17 protein-coding genes are annotated in these 16,309 nt (G+C 71.9%); 4 read left to right on the top strand and 13 right to left on the bottom strand.

Annotated features, from left to right (window positions below; translation table 11 throughout):
- The first annotated feature begins 2 nt into the window (after positions 1-2).
- Positions 3-443 (top strand): SRPBCC domain-containing protein, encoded by a 441-nt coding sequence (locus ACY0PA_RS10515; protein ID WP_356289393.1) that lies wholly within the window; start codon positions 3-5, stop codon positions 441-443.
- Positions 444-535: 92 nt separating this feature from the next.
- Positions 536-1,765 (top strand): cysteine--1-D-myo-inosityl 2-amino-2-deoxy-alpha-D-glucopyranoside ligase, encoded by a 1,230-nt coding sequence (mshC, locus tag ACY0PA_RS10510; RefSeq protein ID WP_399970638.1) that lies wholly within the window; start codon positions 536-538, stop codon positions 1,763-1,765.
- Positions 1,766-1,944: 179 nt separating this feature from the next.
- On the opposite strand, the gene ACY0PA_RS10505 is transcribed toward mshC, so the two are convergent.
- The 13 genes from ACY0PA_RS10505 to ACY0PA_RS10445 all read right to left on the bottom strand — a co-directional run bounded on the left by ACY0PA_RS10505 (position 1,945) and on the right by ACY0PA_RS10445 (position 13,970).
- Positions 1,945-2,985, bottom strand: a complete 1,041-nt coding sequence (locus tag ACY0PA_RS10505; protein ID WP_473084380.1) for a PAC2 family protein — start codon at positions 2,983-2,985, stop codon at positions 1,945-1,947.
- Positions 2,986-3,169: 184 nt separating this feature from the next.
- Positions 3,170-3,841, bottom strand: coding sequence for a FadR/GntR family transcriptional regulator (locus tag ACY0PA_RS10500; protein WP_100599061.1), 672 nt, complete (start codon positions 3,839-3,841; stop codon positions 3,170-3,172).
- A 137-nt stretch (positions 3,842-3,978) separates the two neighbouring features.
- A complete protein-coding gene (locus tag ACY0PA_RS10495) occupies positions 3,979-5,007 on the bottom strand; it encodes a Rieske 2Fe-2S domain-containing protein (RefSeq protein ID WP_473084379.1) in 1,029 nt (342 codons plus the stop codon).
- 5 nt (positions 5,008-5,012) lie between these two features.
- On the bottom strand, positions 5,013-5,237 hold the full coding sequence (locus ACY0PA_RS10490; RefSeq protein WP_473084378.1) for a recombinase-like helix-turn-helix domain-containing protein: 225 nt from the start codon (positions 5,235-5,237) through the stop codon (positions 5,013-5,015).
- A gap of 20 nt (positions 5,238-5,257) precedes the next feature.
- Positions 5,258-6,202: a PDR/VanB family oxidoreductase gene (locus ACY0PA_RS10485; RefSeq protein ID WP_473084377.1), complete on the bottom strand. Its 945-nt coding sequence runs from the start codon at positions 6,200-6,202 to the stop codon at positions 5,258-5,260.
- 15 nt (positions 6,203-6,217) lie between these two features.
- On the bottom strand, positions 6,218-7,843 hold the full coding sequence (locus tag ACY0PA_RS10480) for a thiamine pyrophosphate-binding protein (RefSeq protein WP_473084376.1): 1,626 nt from the start codon (positions 7,841-7,843) through the stop codon (positions 6,218-6,220).
- A 10-nt stretch (positions 7,844-7,853) separates the two neighbouring features.
- Positions 7,854-8,636 (bottom strand): SDR family oxidoreductase, encoded by a 783-nt coding sequence (locus ACY0PA_RS10475; protein WP_473084375.1) that lies wholly within the window; start codon positions 8,634-8,636, stop codon positions 7,854-7,856.
- 36 nt (positions 8,637-8,672) lie between these two features.
- Entirely contained in the window at positions 8,673-9,425 is a 753-nt protein-coding gene (locus tag ACY0PA_RS10470) for an SDR family oxidoreductase (RefSeq protein ID WP_473084374.1), read from the bottom strand.
- Positions 9,418-9,939 carry a cupin domain-containing protein gene (locus ACY0PA_RS10465; protein WP_473084373.1) on the bottom strand — a complete coding sequence of 174 codons (522 nt, stop codon included), beginning with the start codon at positions 9,937-9,939 and terminating at the stop codon, positions 9,418-9,420. Before ACY0PA_RS10465 ends, ACY0PA_RS10470 begins: the two co-directional genes overlap by 8 nt.
- Before the next feature lie 10 nt (positions 9,940-9,949).
- Entirely contained in the window at positions 9,950-10,729 is a 780-nt protein-coding gene (locus ACY0PA_RS10460) for an alpha/beta fold hydrolase (protein ID WP_473084372.1), read from the bottom strand.
- Positions 10,726-11,523, bottom strand: coding sequence for an aspartate dehydrogenase domain-containing protein (locus ACY0PA_RS10455; protein WP_473084371.1), 798 nt, complete (start codon positions 11,521-11,523; stop codon positions 10,726-10,728). Before ACY0PA_RS10455 ends, ACY0PA_RS10460 begins: the two co-directional genes overlap by 4 nt.
- Complete coding sequence (locus ACY0PA_RS10450; RefSeq protein ID WP_473084370.1) at positions 11,520-12,458, bottom strand: VOC family protein; 939 nt, start codon at positions 12,456-12,458, stop codon at positions 11,520-11,522. Before ACY0PA_RS10450 ends, ACY0PA_RS10455 begins: the two co-directional genes overlap by 4 nt.
- A 24-nt stretch (positions 12,459-12,482) precedes the next feature.
- On the bottom strand, positions 12,483-13,970 hold the full coding sequence (locus tag ACY0PA_RS10445) for an aldehyde dehydrogenase (protein ID WP_473084369.1): 1,488 nt from the start codon (positions 13,968-13,970) through the stop codon (positions 12,483-12,485).
- Positions 13,971-14,269: 299 nt separating this feature from the next.
- On the opposite strand from ACY0PA_RS10445, the gene ACY0PA_RS10440 reads away from it, so the two are divergent.
- Positions 14,270-15,634: an MFS transporter gene (locus ACY0PA_RS10440; RefSeq protein ID WP_473084368.1), complete on the top strand. Its 1,365-nt coding sequence runs from the start codon at positions 14,270-14,272 to the stop codon at positions 15,632-15,634.
- Positions 15,635-15,735: 101 nt separating this feature from the next.
- Positions 15,736-16,272 carry a MarR family winged helix-turn-helix transcriptional regulator gene (locus tag ACY0PA_RS10435; RefSeq protein WP_473084367.1) on the top strand — a complete coding sequence of 179 codons (537 nt, stop codon included), beginning with the start codon at positions 15,736-15,738 and terminating at the stop codon, positions 16,270-16,272.
- The last annotated feature ends 37 nt before the right edge of the window (positions 16,273-16,309 follow it).

Here is a 16,309-nt window from a genome sequence, read left to right as displayed (position 1 = left end):
CCGTGAAACTGATCGTCGAGGACCGGATCGACCGGCCCGTGAAGGACGTGTTCAACTCCATCGTGAGCCCGGAGGCGCTGTCCAGCTTCTTCACGGCGGACGCATCCGCCCCGATGATCCCCGGCACCACTGTGACCTGGCGTTTCGGCCATGTCGACGCGACGTTCGACGTCGAGATCGGGCCCGTGGAGACGGACCGGCTGATCTCGTGGAGCTGGCCCGGGGGAGACGTGACGATCGAGCTGGAGAGGGCCGACGACGGCGCGGCCACGCTGCTCACGATCACCGAGCAGCCCATGGGCGAGGGCCTGGAGGGCGCCGCGCGGGCCGTCGGGCAGACCCAGGGGTGGACCTACTTCGTGACGGGGCTCAGAGCCCATCTGCTGCACGGCATCCGCCACTTCGGACTCTCGGGATCCATCCGTGCCACCGTGGAGGCCTGACATGGCACCCCGGCGGACCGCAAGAGGGCCTTCCCGGCCATCGGAGCAGGTCCGGTTCGTATGCGGAAGCTCCGTCCGGTTAGGCTCATGGCATGCATGCCTGGCCCGCTTCTGAGGTCCCCGTCCTGCCTGGCAAGGGCCGCGACCTGAGGATCCACGACACCGCGACCGATGGCCTCGTCACCCTCGAGCCCGGTCCCGTCGCCCGTATCTACGTTTGCGGGATCACCCCGTACGACGCGACCCATATGGGTCACGCGGCGACCTACAACGCGTTCGACCTCGTTCAGCGCGTGTGGCTCGACACCAAGCGGCAGGTTCATTACGTCCAGAACGTGACGGACGTCGACGATCCGCTGCTCGAGCGCGCGATCCGTGACGGCGTCGACTGGACCGGACTCGCGGAGCGCGAGACCGCCCTCTTCCGCGAGGACATGACCGCCCTGCGGATGCTGCCGCCGCAGCACTACATCGGAGCCGTCGAGGCGATACCCGGCATCGTGCCGCTCGTCGAACGGCTCCGGGACATGGGTGCCGCCTACGAACTCGAGGGCGACGTCTACTTCTCCGTCGAGTCCGACCCCCACTTCGGCCAGGTCTCCCGCCTGGACGCCGCGGCGATGCGGCTGCTGTCCGCCGAGCGAGGCGGCGACCCGGACCGCCCGGGCAAGAAGAACCCGCTCGACCCGATGCTGTGGATGGCCGCCCGCGAGGGCGAGCCCAGCTGGGACGGCGGCTCGCTGGGCCAGGGGCGTCCCGGCTGGCACATCGAATGTGTCGCCATCGCCCTCGACCACCTCGGCATGGGCTTCGACGTCCAGGGCGGAGGGTCCGATCTGGCCTTTCCGCACCACGAGATGGGCGCCTCGCACGCGCAGGTGCTCACCGGCGAGTTCCCGATGGCCAAGGCGTACGTCCACGCCGGCATGGTCGCGCTCGACGGCGAGAAGATGTCCAAGTCCAAGGGCAACCTCGTCTTCGTCTCGAAGCTGCGGCGCGACGGGATCGACCCGGCCGCGATCCGCCTCGCGCTCCTCGCGCACCACTACCGGGCCGACTGGGAGTGGACCGACCAGGTCCTGAGCGACGCTGTCGAGCGGCTCGGCCGGTGGCGTGCCGCCGTCTCCCGGCCCGACGGACCGTCCGCCGCGGCGCTCGTCGAGGAGATCCGCGAGGCGCTCTCCAGCGACCTCGACGCACCGGCCGCGCTGCTCGCCGTGGACCGCTGGGCCGCCCTTCAGGCGGAGCAGGGCGGTACGGACGAGGGGGCGCCCGGCGTGGTGTCCCGCGCGGTCGACGCCCTGCTCGGAGTGGCGCTCTAGACACCCGGGTCCCTGGCCCGGCCCCGGCCCCGGCCCGGCCCCGGGATACAGACAACCTCAACCGCCCTCGAACTCCACGGAGTTCGGGGGCGGCCACCTTTGCCCCGGGCCATGGCGGTCGCACAGCGAAAGGACGGCGCACACCGCGTGTGCACCGCCCCTGCTGAACCGTCGTCGCCCTACTCCGGCGAGTCCTCGGAGGAATCGTCCCCGGAGTCCGAGGACGTGTCCGTGTCACCCGTCCCGCCGGGGGTGTCCGTGCCCGGATCGGGGCGCTGGGGCCGCGGCGGCCGGGTGCGCTCGCTCGGGGTGTCCCGCAGGTACGGCGCCGTGTCGCCACCGTCCGTCGCGTGGCCGGCCGGACCGCCCGGAGGGCCGCCGCCGTCCCTGCGCCGCAGATAGCGCTCGAACTCACGGGCGATCGCCTCGCCGGACGCCTCGGGAAGCTCCGCCGTGTCCCGGGCCTCCTCCAGCGACTGCACGTACTCGGCGACCTCGCTGTCCTCCGCCGCCAGCTGGTCCACGCCCAGCTGCCAGGCCCGGGAGTCCTCGGCCAGCTCGCCCAGCGGGATACGCAGGTCGATCAGGTCCTCCAGCCGGTTGAGCAGCGCCAGCGTCGCCTTCGGGTTCGGCGGCTGCGACACGTAGTGCGGCACCGCCGCCCACAGGGAGACCGCGGGGACGCCCGCGTGGGTGCAGGCCTCCTGGAGGATGCCGACGATGCCCGTCGGACCCTCGTACTTGGTCTCCTCCAGGTCCATGGTGCGCGCCAGGTCCGCGTCGGACGTGACGCCGCTGACCGGTACGGGCCGTGTGTGCGGGGTGTCGCCGAGCAGCGCGCCCAGGATGACGACCAGCTCGACGCCCAGTTCGTGCGCGAACCCGAGCAGCTCGTTGCAGAACGAACGCCACCGCATCGACGGCTCGATGCCCCGGACCAGGACCAGGTCGCGCGGCTTGTCGCCGCCGACCCTGACCACGGAGAGCCGGGTCGTCGGCCAGGTGATCTTGCGCACGCCGCCGTCGAGCCACACCGTCGGCCGGTTGACCTGGAAGTCGTAGTAGTCCTCGGCGTCGAGCGCCGCGAACACCTCGCCCTTCCACTCCTTGTCGAGATGCGCGACCGCGGCGGAGGCGGCGTCACCGGCATCGTTCCAGCCTTCGAACGCGGCCACCATGACCGGGTCGACCAGCTCGGGAACCCCCTCGAGCTCGATCACCCAGCGCCTCCTTCCGACGTTCCCCCAGAGCCCTGACGGCCTGGGAGGGACCCCCATCGCGTACCTGCCCACCTTACGGCGTCCGCGAGGGCCATCCGCAGCCCCCTTGTACGGGGGAGTGACCGGATCACTGCCCCACGATCCGCCCTCGCACTCCCCCTTCACGCTCGTAGCGGAACCCGTGTCAGAGCGTCGAGCGCAGCCACTGCTCCACGCTCGCGATGTGCACCGTCGCCCACGACCGGGCCGCCTCCGCGTCACCGTCGCGCAGCGCCGCCAGGATCGCCCGGTGCTCGTGCAGGGTCCGGCTGACCGCGTCCTCCTGCGTCAGGCCACGCCAGACGCGGGCCCGGGTCGTCGGGCCGGACAGGCCGTCGAGGAGCGAGCACAGGACCGAGTTGCCCGAGCTCTGCACGATGCCGCGGTGGAACTCCAGGTCGGAGGCGACGAGTTCCTCCACCGAGGGCGCGGGGCCGAGCGCGTCCAGCTGGGCCGCGAGCGCGTCGAGCCGCGCCTCGTCGATCCGGGTCGCGGCCATCGCGGTCGCGGCCGGCTCCAGGATGCGGCGCACCGCGAGGAATTCGAGGACGGTGTCGTCGCGGTGGAAGTCGACGACGAAACTCAGGGCTTCGAGGAGGAGTTGGGGGTCGAGGCTCGTGACGTACGTCCCGTCGCCCTGCCGCACGTCGAGGATGCGGATGAGGGACAGGGCGCGGACGGCCTCGCGCAGGGAGTTGCGGGAGAGGCCGAGGTCGGCGGCGAGTTCGCTCTCCTTCGGGAGGCGGTCGCCCGGGCGCAGGGCGCCGGAGACGATCATGCCTTTGATCTTCTCGATGGCCTCGTCGGTGACAGCCATGGCGGCCTCCCTGTCCTCGGTTGGAGCGCCACCGTCTGGAGCGCCGATACCTCCGATGTATCGGCCCATTATGTGGGTAGTGAGGGGGGCGCGCGGTGCCGGTGCCGGCGTACTCGTACCGGCACCGCGCCCGGACGTCAGCCCGCGGCGCCCGCCTGGGCCTGCGCGGCCGCCCGGTACATGCGGCGCAGGCGCACCACGCCCAGGTCGTGCTGGTAGAGGTTCTCGCGCCGGTCGGCGTCCGCCGGCATGGCCTCCAGCATCACGCGGTCCTGTTCGAGCACCTCCCAGTGGCGCTCCTCGATGAGGGTCTTGTAGAGGAAGCGCCAGGTGTCGCGCTGCCAGCCCTCGACCCGGCGGTAGCGCCAGAAGAAGACACCGCAGCGCTGCTCGTCGACCGGGCAGACCATGCCGACGATCCCGAACGGGCCGCCGGGACCGGCCGAGGGCGGGTACGGAATCGACAGGTCGACCCAGTCGATGCCGGTGTGGCACAGCTCGACCCAGTCGAAGTTGACGCCCCGCTGGTCGGTCTTCTCGAAGAAGTAGCCCCGGTCGGTCTCCCGGATGCGGAACTTGGCGGTGGTGTCACCGTCGTACATGGTGTGCGAGTCGTGGTGCAGGAAGGCGCCGTGCATCGGGTCGAGGAGGTTCTCGACGGCGTAGCGCCACGGCACGTCCCACTCCGCGTAGCACAGGATCGCGTCGGTGCCGGGGTCGGTGAGCGGCTCGGGGAGCGTCAACTCGGCCGTGTCCGGGTGCTGTTCGTCGCCGAAGTAGGCGAGGATCGCGCCGCCGGCCTCGCGCACGGGAAGCGACCTGACGAGCTTCTTGCCCTCCAGGTTGCAGCCGGGCAGGCCGGGCACCGAGGAGACGGTGCCGTCCCCCTCGACCTCGACGCCGTGGTACCAGCACGCCACCCGGTCGCCGAGGTGTTTGCCCAGCGACAGGGGGGCGCCGCGGTGCGGGCAGCGGTCCGCGAGCATGGACAGCGTGCCGTCGGAGCGGCGGAACAGGAGCCACTGCTCGCCGAGCGCGGTCACCTTGCGCATGGCGCCGGGCGCGACGAACGAGGACGGCACGACGGGGTGCCACTGGTTGCGCAGGCCCGTCGCGTAGATGTGATCGGCGGTGGAAGCCGCCGAGGCGGTCGTCATGGCGGTCATCAGGATCACGCTCCCAGTCGGTGCATCTCGGCGCGGAACGAGTCCTCGGTCCACGGGGCGCCGTCGGGGGCGTGGACCTGACGGGCGTTCAGCCCGCCGATGACATCGGCGAGTTCGTGGCCGTCCTTGGTGAAGACCTCTTCGAGGGTGGCGGCCAGCTTGTACTCGTAGGGCGTGGGTTCGTGCGTACGGGACTGGTGGACGTCCAGGTACGGCCAGGTGGTGGTCACACGTGCCTCCAGGGAAGGGGTTACAGGTCGAGGGCCAGGCGGCCGGAGGCGCAGCGCGAGACGCAGATCATCATCGAGGCGCCCGCGGCCCGCTCGGCGTCGGAGAGCAGGAAGTCGCGGTGGTCGGGCGTGCCGTCGAGCACCCGGGTCTCGCAGGACCCGCAGATCCCGTCGCGGCAGGAGCTGGCCACGTCCAGGCCTGCCGCCTCCGCCGCCTCCAGGATCGACGTATCGGCGCCGACCGTGAGGGTGAGCCCGGAGGTGCGGCACTCGACCTCGAAGCCCTCGTCGTCCGCGGAGCGCTCGACGACCGGGGCCGCGAACCGCTCGACGCGCAGCCGGTCCGCCGGGCAGAGGGCCTCGACGGCGGCGAGCAGCGGCTCGGGTCCGCAGCAGTAGACGAGCGTCCCCTCGGGCAGCCCGGCGAGAGCGGACGCGAGGTCGATGTGGCCCTGCTCGTCCTGCGGCACCACCGTCAGATCACCGCCCAGCGTGGTGAGTTCGTCGACGAACGCCATCGACGCACGGCTGCGACCGCCGTACACCATGCGCCACGCGGCGCCCCGGCGCGCGGCCTCGCGGGCCATCGCGAGGATCGGCGTCACACCGATGCCGCCCGCGACGAAGACGTAGCCCGGCGCGTCCTGAAGCGCGAAGTGGTTGCGCGGCGCCGACACCGTGACCCGCCCGCCGGGGCGCAGCTTCGTGTGCACATGGCGCGAACCCCCGCGTGACGACAGTTCGTTGAGGACACCGATGCGGTACGACGTCGGGATGCGCGGGTCCGAGCACAGGCTGTACTGGCGGACCTGCCCGCCCACGTGGACGTCGAGGTGCGCGCCGGGCTCCCACGCGGGCAGGGGCTTGCCGTCCGGGTGGGTCAGTTCGACGGACAGGACGCCGTCGGCCTCCCAGGTCATGCGGTGTACGAGGAGGTCCAGGAGGGTCTCGTCGGTTGCGGTCATGGCTGCGGGGCCTCCCTACGCGGTGGGGATCTTCACGGGCGGGGTGAACGGGTTCTTCATCGGGCCGAGCGACGCGAGGTCGACCTCGACGAGCGTCGGCCCCTTTGAGGCGACGGCCTCGCAGATGACGGGCTCGGCGTGCTCGGCGGCCGCGATCCGCAGATACGGCAACCCGCAGGCCCGGGCGAGGAGTTCGAAGTCGGGCGTGGCGAGGTCGACGCCGGAGCGGCGGTCGCTGTGCCGGTCCTGCATGTTGCGCAGGACGCCGTAGCCGCCGTCGTTGAACACGACGAGGGTCAGGCGCGGGCGCTCCTGGGCGAGGGTGAGCAGCTCGCCCAGGTGCACGGCAAGACCGCCGTCACCGGCGATGACGACCGTGGGCGCGTCGGGCCTCGCGAGCGCGGCCCCGATGCCCATGCCGAGGCCCTGCCCGATGCCGCCGCCGCGCGGGAAGACGTTGTCGCGCGGGTCGTACATGTCGAGGAGCCGGTTGCCCCAGCTGCTCGACGGGATGGTGACGTCGCGGGCGACGACGGCCTCGCGCGGGAGCGCGGCCCGGATCGCGTCGCAGACGGCGGCCTGCGGGCCGATGTTGTCGTGCAGGGTGGCGCGCACGTCGTCGCGGACAGCGGTGACCCGCGCCGTCCAGCCCGGCTCGGCGGGCTTCGCGTACGGGAGGAGCCGCTCCAGTACGTCGGCGGCGTCGCCGTGGAGCGCGTGCCGGGCCGGGTACACGCGGCCGAGCGCGGCCGGGTCCAGGTCGATCTGGATGTGGGCGGCGGGGAGTTCGAGGCCGTAGTCGGCTGTCTCGTTGGACCGGAAGTGGGTGCCGATCGTGAGCAGCACGTCGGCGTCGGCGAGCAGGGCGCGCCCGGCCGGCGTCGTCGCGAAGTTGCCGACGACCTGCGGGTGGTCCTCGGGGACGGCGCCACGGCCGGAGTTGGACGTCAGGAGAGCGGCGCCGGTCGCGGCGAGCAGGTCCGCGAGCTGGGTACGGGCGCGCGTGGCACCGCCACCGGCCCAGATCACCGGGCGCTCGGCCGAGGCCAGCTCGGCGCCCGCGGCGGCGAGTTCGTCGTCACCGGGCGCGGGCACGGTGGACTGCGTGAACTCCACGGCCGTGTCGGTCTGGGCCGCGTACTGGAGGTCGACCGGCCACTCCACGCTCGCGGGGCCGCCCGGCGCGGTGAGCGCGGCGCGGGCCGCCTCGCGCAGGACGCGGCCCGCCGCGTCGGCGGACGGCACGGTCGCGGCGTACTTGGAGACCGCCGTCAGCATGCCCAGCTGGTCCTTGGTCTCGTGGATGAAACCGCGCCCGCTGCCCAGGAACTCCGACTCGACCTGTCCGGTGATGTGCAGGACGGACGTGCCGGACGCCAGCGACTCGATCAGGGAGCCGGCCGCGTTGCCCGCGCCCGTCCCGGTCGAGGTGAGGGCGCAGCCGAGCGTGCCGCGGGCCCTGCCGTAGGCGTCGGCCGCGTTGACGGCGGACGCCTCGTGGCGCACGGGCACGAACCGCAGCTCACGGTCGACGGCCTCGACGAGCGGCAGGTTGTGCACGCTGACGATCCCGAAGACCGTGTCGATGCCCAGTTCCCGCAGAACGGCGACGAGGAGATCGCCTCCGGTGTCGTAACGCATGGTGGTCTCCTCAGAGGATGGAGCGGCCGACTCCGCCGCAGACGTCGATGCTGGTTCCGGTGATGTACGAGGCACGCGGCGAGAGCAGCGCGACGATCGCGTACGCGACCTCCTCGGCCCGGCCGAGCCGGCCGAGCGCGATCCCGCGGTCGGCGGCGAGCTCCGCCTGCCAGTCCGCATAGGAGAGCCCGGACTCCGCGGCGGCGTGCCGGCGGGTCCACTGGCCCGTGTCGACGAGGCCGAGGCAGACCGAGTTGACGCGGATCCCCTCGGGGGCGAGCTCGGTGGCGAGGGACTTGGAGAGGTTGAGGATGCCGGCGCGGGCGGCGCTCGTCGTGATCAGCCGGGTCTCGGGCTGCTTGGCGAGGACCGCGTTGACGTTCACGACGGACGCGGCGTCCGAGGCGGCGAGGTGGGGGCGTGCGGCGTGCAGCGGGTTGAGGACGCCGGAGAACTTCAGCTCCAGCTCGTCGCGCCAGTCCTCGGCGGTCGACTCGTCGAGGCTCTTCATGCGGGACTGGCCCGCGTTGTTGACGAGCCCGTCGAGGCCCCCGAAGGTGTCGGCGGCATGCCGGACGAAGTCCTGTACGGCCGTCGCGTCCCGCACGTCGCAGACGCCGGTCAGGAGGCGGTCGCTGCCGAGGCGCGCCGCGGCCTTCGCGAGGCGGTCGGCGTCACGGCCGCAGGTCGCGACGCGCGCGCCCTCGTCCAGAAGGGCGCGGACCGTGGCCAGGCCGACGCCCGAGCTGCCGCCGGTGACCAGGACAGTCCGGTCGGCGAGGCCCAGATCCATAACTCAGCACTCCTGTAGGTCAGTTGGGGCAGTTGGTCAGTGCATCGTGAAGCCGCCGTTGACGGCGATCACTTGTCCGGTGAGATAGCGGGACTCCTCGCCGAGCAGGAAGGCGACGAGACCGATGAGGTCGCCGGGCTCCTGCGGCCGCGAGATGGCCCGGCCCGAGCGGTACAGCTCGTGCCGGTCCTCGGGCACGGTCTCGGTGGCCTCGCACTCGGTGAGGCCGGGCGCGACCGCGTTGACGGTGATGCCCTTGTCGCCGAGTTCCCTGGCCATCGCCCGGGTCAGCGCGATGACCGCGCCCTTCGAGGCGATGTAGTGGGCGAGGCGGGGCGAGCCGTAGAGCGCCGCGTCCGAGGCGACGTTCACGATCCGGCCCGGCGAGCCGAAGAGCGGGTACAGGGCCTTGGACACCAGCCAGGGGCTGCGGGCGTTGACCGTCATCAGGCGGTCCCACACCTCGACGTCGATGTCCTGGAATTCCTTGCCGCCGACGCCGTTGGCGAGAGCCGCGTTGTTGATGAGGGCGTACAGCGGACCCAATTCCCGTACACGACAGGCGAGGTCGTCGACCGATTCGGGGTCGGCCACGTCGCAGCGCACGAAGTGGGCGTCGAGCCCGTCACCGCGCAGTCCCTCGACCGCGCGGGTCCCGCGCTCGGTGTCGAGCTCGGCGACCACGACGCGGAAGCCGTCCTCGGCGGCCCGGCGGGCCATGGCCAGTCCCAGGCCACGGCCCGCCCCGGTGACGACGACGGTGCCGGCGCCCCCTGAGGGGTCAGTCACGGGTGACACCGTGCATCGGCGAGTGCTCCGGGTACGTCGGGACCTGCGGCTTCTGTGTGCCGATGACGACGCAGAACAGGGCGTCGGTGTCGCCCTCGTTCTTCAGGGACCGGGCCACGCCCGCCGGGACGACGATCATGTCGCGGTAGCCGAGGGTGCGGTACTCGACCTCGTCGGCGCCGCGGTGGATGCCGACGCGGACCCGGCCCTCCAGGACGAAGAAGGCCTCCTCGACGTCGTGGTGGGTGTGCTCGGGGCCCTCGGCGCCGGGCGGCAGCAGCATGTTGGAGAAGGTGAAGCCGCCGGAGGGGAGGATCCGCGAGTCGTTCTCGTGGTTGCCGGTGGCGCCGGAGCCGACGTAGCGGATCTGGCCGCGGCGGTACTGCGGGCCCGCCTTCTCCTGGAAGGAGAGCGTGTTGAAGTCCGCGACGCGGGACTCCTTGGTGGCGATGAGCGAGTCGGTGTACTTGCCGAGGTCGCTGCCGTTGTCGTAGTCGGTGGTGGTCAGAGGCATGGCTGGACTCCTACTCGGGGATGCGGGCAGTGATGCGGAGGTGGGACAGGACCCACGCGTCGAAGCGCGCGGGCTGTTCCTGGTTGGCCAGGTGACCGGCGTCCTTGACGATCACGTAGGCGGTCTTGTGGAGCCCCCCGGCGATGACCTGCGAAGCCTCGACGCCGGTGACCTGGTCCTGGTCGCCGCACAGGACGAGCGCGGGCGCGGCGACCGTGGGCAGTTCGTCGCGCAGGTCAGCCGACGCCATCGACTCGGCGGCGTAGGCGTAGCCGGGCAGCCGCACGGACGAGGCCATGGTGTCGACGACGCGCCGCACGAGTTCCTCGGGCGCCCCGCCGGACACGAGCCGTGGCCCGCGCTTCTCGGCGAAGGCGCGGGGTCCGAGCTCGGCCAGCTCGGCTGCCCGCGCCCGCATGCCCTCGGCCTTGGCGGGGTCCGTGCCGGAGCCCGCGCTGGAGTCGGCGACGACGAGGGACTCGACCAGATCCGGGTGGCGCGCCGCGAGCCGCAGCGCGATCACCCCGCCCCAGGAGACACCGAGGACGTGCGCGCGTCCGCCGCGCTCCCGGATGACCTCGGCCGCCGCGTCCGCGAACCCGTCCAGGTCCAACGGCCCTTCCGGATCCGGCGACTTGGCGTAGCCGGGCGCGTCCCAGGCCACGACCCGCGCGTACGCGGACAGCTCGGCGAGCTGAGGGGCGAACGCCGCCGACGAGGAGCCGATGCCGTGCAGGCACAGCAGCAGGGGGCCGTGGTCGCCCGCCTCCTCGACATGGACGGCGCTCACAGGATCTGGCCCGTCCGCCCGGCCAGCGCCGCCAGGCTGCGCAGCACCGCGTACGGCACGACCTGGCTGGTCGCGGGGTTGCCCGGGTCCGGCAGGTGCGCGACGTCGAAGCGGTACGCGCCGTGCGCGCCGGACGCCTCGACGACATGCCGGGTGTGGCGGGCGCCGGGGTCGGCGACGACCCGGACCCGCACAGCGTCCAGGTCGCCGACGGCGAGGGCGACCGAGGCGGCCACGTTCGTCGACTTGGGGAACTTCACGGGGATGTCGCGCGCCGTGCCGGACATGACCTCGACGGGCTCGGTCGCCGTCCGCAGCTTGGACAGCAACTCCTCGTCCATCCAGGGCTGTTCGAGGGTGGACGGCAGCTTGGTGGTGGTGAGCCGCACCTCGTCGAGGGGGCCGAGGGAGCGGACCGCCTGGAGGAGGTCGAGGCCGCCCACCGCGCCGCCGGTGAAGTACACCCGCCCGGGGCCCGCCGCGAGCAGCCGCTTGGCCAGCTCGTCGTCGGTCAGCGCCCCGGTCGACGCGACGAGCAGATCGGTGCCGGAGGCGAGGACCCGCTCACCCCACTCCCGTACGACGCCCTGCCCGGCCGCCTCGACGATGAGGTCGCAGCACTCCAGGGCCTCGTCGAAGGTCCGCTGGGGCGCGGGCGCCGTGTCGCCGAGGGGGCGGTTGTCGATGATGCACGTCAACTCGGCGCCGGGGACCTGCCGTTCGGCGAGTGCGGTGCCGACGACGCGGCCGATCGCTCCCCAGCCGACGAGGCCCACCTTGCGTATCGTGCTCATGCGTTGACCTCCAGGGAAGCGAGCGGGCCGGGGTCCGGGGAGCCGGCCATGTGACAGCGGATCTCCTTCGACGGCGGCCCCGCCGTGCCCCACAGGTCGGACAGCTCGGGCACGCGCCGCCACACCCGCGCGATCCACGCGTCCTCGACGATCTGCGCGACCTCGGACGTGTACTCGCACACCAGGCCGGACGGGTCGGTGAAGTAGGAGAAGGTGTTGTTGCCGGGACCGTGACGCCCCGGACCCCACTGCGGGTCGATGCCGTGGTGCCTGAGCCGGCCGAGCCCGCGCATGAAGTGGTCGACCGAACTCATCTCGTACGCCACGTGGTTGAGGGAAGCCCACTCGGCCTGGTTGAACGCGATGCAGTGGTGGTCGGCGTTGCAGCGCAGGAACGCCATCTGGTGCTCGGACCAGTCGGAGACGCGCAGGCCGAGGACGTCGCAGTAGAACCCGACGGAGGCGTCGATGTCGGCGGTGTTCAGGACGGCGTGTGTGACGCCGACGGGGACGGCGGCGTCCCTGCCGCGCGGCGCGACCGCCTCGACCTGCGCGCTGATCTCCACGAGCCGCTGCTCGGGGTCGGTGAAGCGCAGGCCGTAGCCGCCGCCCACCTGGTCGAGCGGTCCGGGGCCGAGGACCGGGGTGATCCCGCGGGCCTCCAGGCGCCGGGCCGCCTCGTCGACCTCGGCAGGCGTGGCGACGGCGAACGCGAGCCGGCCGAGTCCCGTGCGGTCCGCGCGGGTGAGGTGCAGGACGTGGTGCTCGTCGCCGGTGCCGCGCAGCCAGGCAGCCGCGCCGCGCTCCGCCTCGACGGTCTTGAGGCCCCAGACCTCCTCGTAGAAGTCGGCGGCCTCGGTGAAGGCGGGGGTGAGCAGCTCGACGTAGCGCAGGGAGCGCAGGCGGGCGACGGGTCCTGGCGATGGGTGGGGCATGAGTGTCTCCAGACGACGGGGCGGTCAGTTGGCCCAGGGCAGGGGCGCGTCCGAAGTGCCCCAGTACAGGGACTTCTGGCGCTGGTAGGCGCGGATGGCGTCGCGGCCCTTCTCCGTACCGAGACCGCTGTCCTTCATCCCGCTGAACGGGGTGGACGCGCTGAACTGCTTGTACGTGTTGATCCAGACCGTCCCCGCCTCGATCCGGCGGGCCAGGCGCCACGCGGCCCGGTGGTCACGGGTCCAGATCCCGCAGGCGAGCCCGTAGACGGAGTCGTTGGCCTGGCGGACCAGGTCGTCCTCGTCGTCGAAGGGCAGGGCGACCAGGACGGGTCCGAAGATCTCCTCCTGGCAGGTCCGCGAGGTGTTGGGGAGTCCGTCGAGGACGGTCGGCAGGTAGTACGCGCCGTCCTCGTACGCCTCCCCCTCGGGCGCCCGGCCGCCGCACAGCACCCGGGCGCCCTCCGAGCGGGCCAGATCGACATAGGCGGCGACGGAGTCCCGGTGCCGGTGGTGGACGAGGGGGCCCACCTGAGTGCCGGGATCGGTCCCCGGCCCGACCCGCAACTTCCCTACCTTTTCGACGAGTTCACCGACGAAGCTGTCGTAGATCTCGCGGGCGACGAAGAGCCGCGAACCGGCGATGCAGGACTGGCCGCTGGACGAGAAGATCCCGAACATCACCCCGGCCAGGGCATGTTCGATGTCCGCGTCAGCGCGCACGATCGTCGGCGACTTGCCGCCGAGTTCGAGGGAGGCGGGGATCAGCTTCGAGGCCGCGGCCGTCGCGATGGATCTGCCGGTCTCCGTGCCGCCGGTGAAGCCGATGCGGGCGACGAGGGTGTGGTGCACGATGGCGTCCCCGACGATACGGCCGCTGCCGGGAAGCACGGACAACAGGGCGGTGGGCAGTCCGAGTTCGCCGAGCGCCTGGTGGATGAGGCGCCCGAGCGCGAGGGAGACCAGCGGGGTCCAGGCGGCGGGCTTCAGCAGGACGGCGTTGCCGCCGGCGAGGGCGGGCGCGATCTTCTGCGCGTCGCTGGCGACCGGCGAGTTCCAGGGGTTGATCGCGCCGACGACGCCGATCGGCTCGTACACGCTCATCGTCACGTACGGGCCGCGGGCCGGGGTGAGGGTCTCCTCGGCCGTCTCCAGGGCCGCCGCCATGTACCGGAAGGTGCCGGCCGCGCTGAGCGCGAGGGCCTTCGTCTCGGTGAGGGTCTTGCCGGTGTCGGCGGTCTGGAGGGCCGCGAGCTCGCCGGCGGCCTCCTCGGTCAACTCCGCGACGCGGTAGAGAAGTCGGGCCCGCTGGTGGGGGAGGAGATCGCGCCAGGCGGGATCGGCTACCGCGAGTGCGGCGGCCCGCGCGGCCTCGTCGACCTCTTCGGCGGACGCGGAGTGCACGGTGGCGAGCACCTGTCCGGTCGCCGGGTCGACGGTCTCGACGGGCTCGCCCGCACCGCGTCGCCACTGGCCCGCGATCAGGATGTCGGTGGAGATGTCGTGAGGCACGGGCGGGACCTCCAGGCGGTCTACGGCCAACGGGTGCGGGGGAGTTGGGCTCACCGGGGCGCTCGCTCACATGGGTTGCGCACGTCGGCTTACTCAGTGCTAGAAATCTAAGCGCTTAAGTACCTTCCCGCAAGACCCTGCGGAAAAAACGCCGTGAGACGCTGCCCGAGGGGGGTTGCGTGAGGGTGACGGTGAGGTCGCTTCCGATGTATCTAAGTCATTAATCATTGACCGCTTAGGTAAGTCCTCTTAGTGTCTGCGCAACTCCTCTGTTCGCGCTGTCGCGGAAGGACCCCCTCATGACGACTGTGGCCGGCAAGCCAGGCCTCGGCTCGATAGCAGCCCGGCTCGAACGACTCCCGCAATCCCGCTGGCACGTGAAGGTCCGGTTCCTGATCGGCGCCGTGACGTTCTTCGAGGCGTTCGACCAGCTCCTTGCCGCGTCCGCGCTGCCCGTCCTGATCAAGGACTGGCACCTGAGCACGGGCCAGGCCACCTTCGCGGTCACCACCGGCTCCGTGGGCATGCTCCTGGGCGCCCTGGTCGCCGGCTGGCTGGGCGACCGGATCGGCCGGGTGCGGACCGTCGCCCTCGGCGTCGCCGTCACCGCGCTCGGGAGCCTCGCCGTGGCCTTCTCGAACGGCATCGAGCTCTTCTCGCTCTTCCGCTTCGTCCAGGGTCTCGGTATCGGCGGCGTCGTCCCCGTGGCGGCCACGTACATCAACGAGATCGCCCGCTCCGACAAACGCGGACGCTTCGTCCTGATCTACGAAATGATCTTCCCGGCCGGTCTGGCCGCGGCCACCCTCGTCGCCGTGTGGGTGGTGCCGAACCTCGGCTGGCGCGCGATGTTCGTGATCGGCGCCCTGCCCGTCCTGCTCGCCGCCGCCCTGCCCAGGCACGTCGCCGAATCACCGCGGTGGCTGCTCTCCCAGGGCCGCACCGAGGAGGCCGAGCGGGCCATCGCACGGATCGAGGAGGAGGTCGCCGCCACCACCGGGGAACCCCTGCCGCAACCGGCCGCGGACCGGGCGGAGGAGACCTCCCGGGGCCGCCTGAGCGAGCTGTTCACCGGCCGCTACCTGCGCCGCACGACCGTGGTCTCCGGGCTCTGGTTCGTCGCGTACTACGTCAACCACGGCATCTCCACCTGGCTGCCGTCGCTCTACACCAAGAACTTCGGGCTCGACCTGACCACCGCGCTCGTCTACACGCTGCTCAGCAATGTGACGGGACTCCTCGGCACCCTCGCCGTCGCCCTCGTCATCGACCGCGTGGGCCGGCGCCCCGCCCTCGTGGCCGCGCTCGGCGGCACCACGTTCACCCTAGCGACGCTCGCCCTGGTCGGCGTGACTTCGGGCAGCCAGGTCGCGATCTTCGCCTCCTGTGCGACGTTCTTCGTGTACGCGATCAATGCGGGGCTCTACCTCTACTCGCCCGAGCTGTACCCGACGCGCAACCGCGCCAAGGGCGCCGCGTTCGGCGGCCTGTGGAACCGCCTCGGCGTCATCCTGGGCCCGATCACGGTCGGCGCGATCATCGGCGGGGGCGGCAGCCTGACGCTCGTCTTCGCCCAGCTCGCCGGGGTCGCCGCGGTGGGTGCGGTGATCGCTCTGTTCGCGGTGGAGACGAAGGGGAAGACGCTGGAGGAGCTCAACTCCTGACGGGAGGACGGGCGGCCGTTACGTCCGCGATCTCTTCAGGGGTAGGATTTTCAGGGGCGTAGGACATCGCGTCCCGCCCGGGAGCGGCCGAGGGGACGGGGATGGCTGAACGGAAGGCGGCACGGCGTGACGCCGTGGCGGAGTTCATCGAGGACTGGGCGCGTGAGCGGCCCGAGCTGGACACGAGCCCACTGGAGGTCCTCGCCCGGCTGCACCGCTCGTTCCTGCGGTACAACACCAAGCTCATCGCCTCGATAGAGCGGCACGGGCTCTCCGTCGCCGGATTCGACGTGCTGACCGCGCTGCGCCGCTCCGGCGAGCCGTACCGCCTGACCGCGGGGCAGCTCGCCGACCAGGGGCTCGTCTCTTCGGCCGGGGTCACTCTGCGCATAGACCGCCTGGAGAAGGACGGCCTGATCGTCAGGGAGCGCGACGCCGGCGACCGCAGGGTCGTCTACTCGCGGCTCACGGACGCGGGCCTCGCCACGGTCGACGAGGTGTTCACCGAGCACCTGGCCAACGAACGCCGGATGCTCGGCGAGCTCTCCCCGGCGGAGTGCCGCCAGCTCGCGCGGCTCCTGCGCAAGCTGGAGAACTCCATCCTCGCGTCCGACACCCCGGACGAAGCAGCTTCATAAAGACGAAGCGGTTACCTGGCGGCGATTCCTCTTCCCG

This window comes from Streptomyces sp. DS1-CR2 (assembly GCF_055760475.1).
This window is presented reverse-complemented; position numbering and strand designations above follow the sequence as displayed.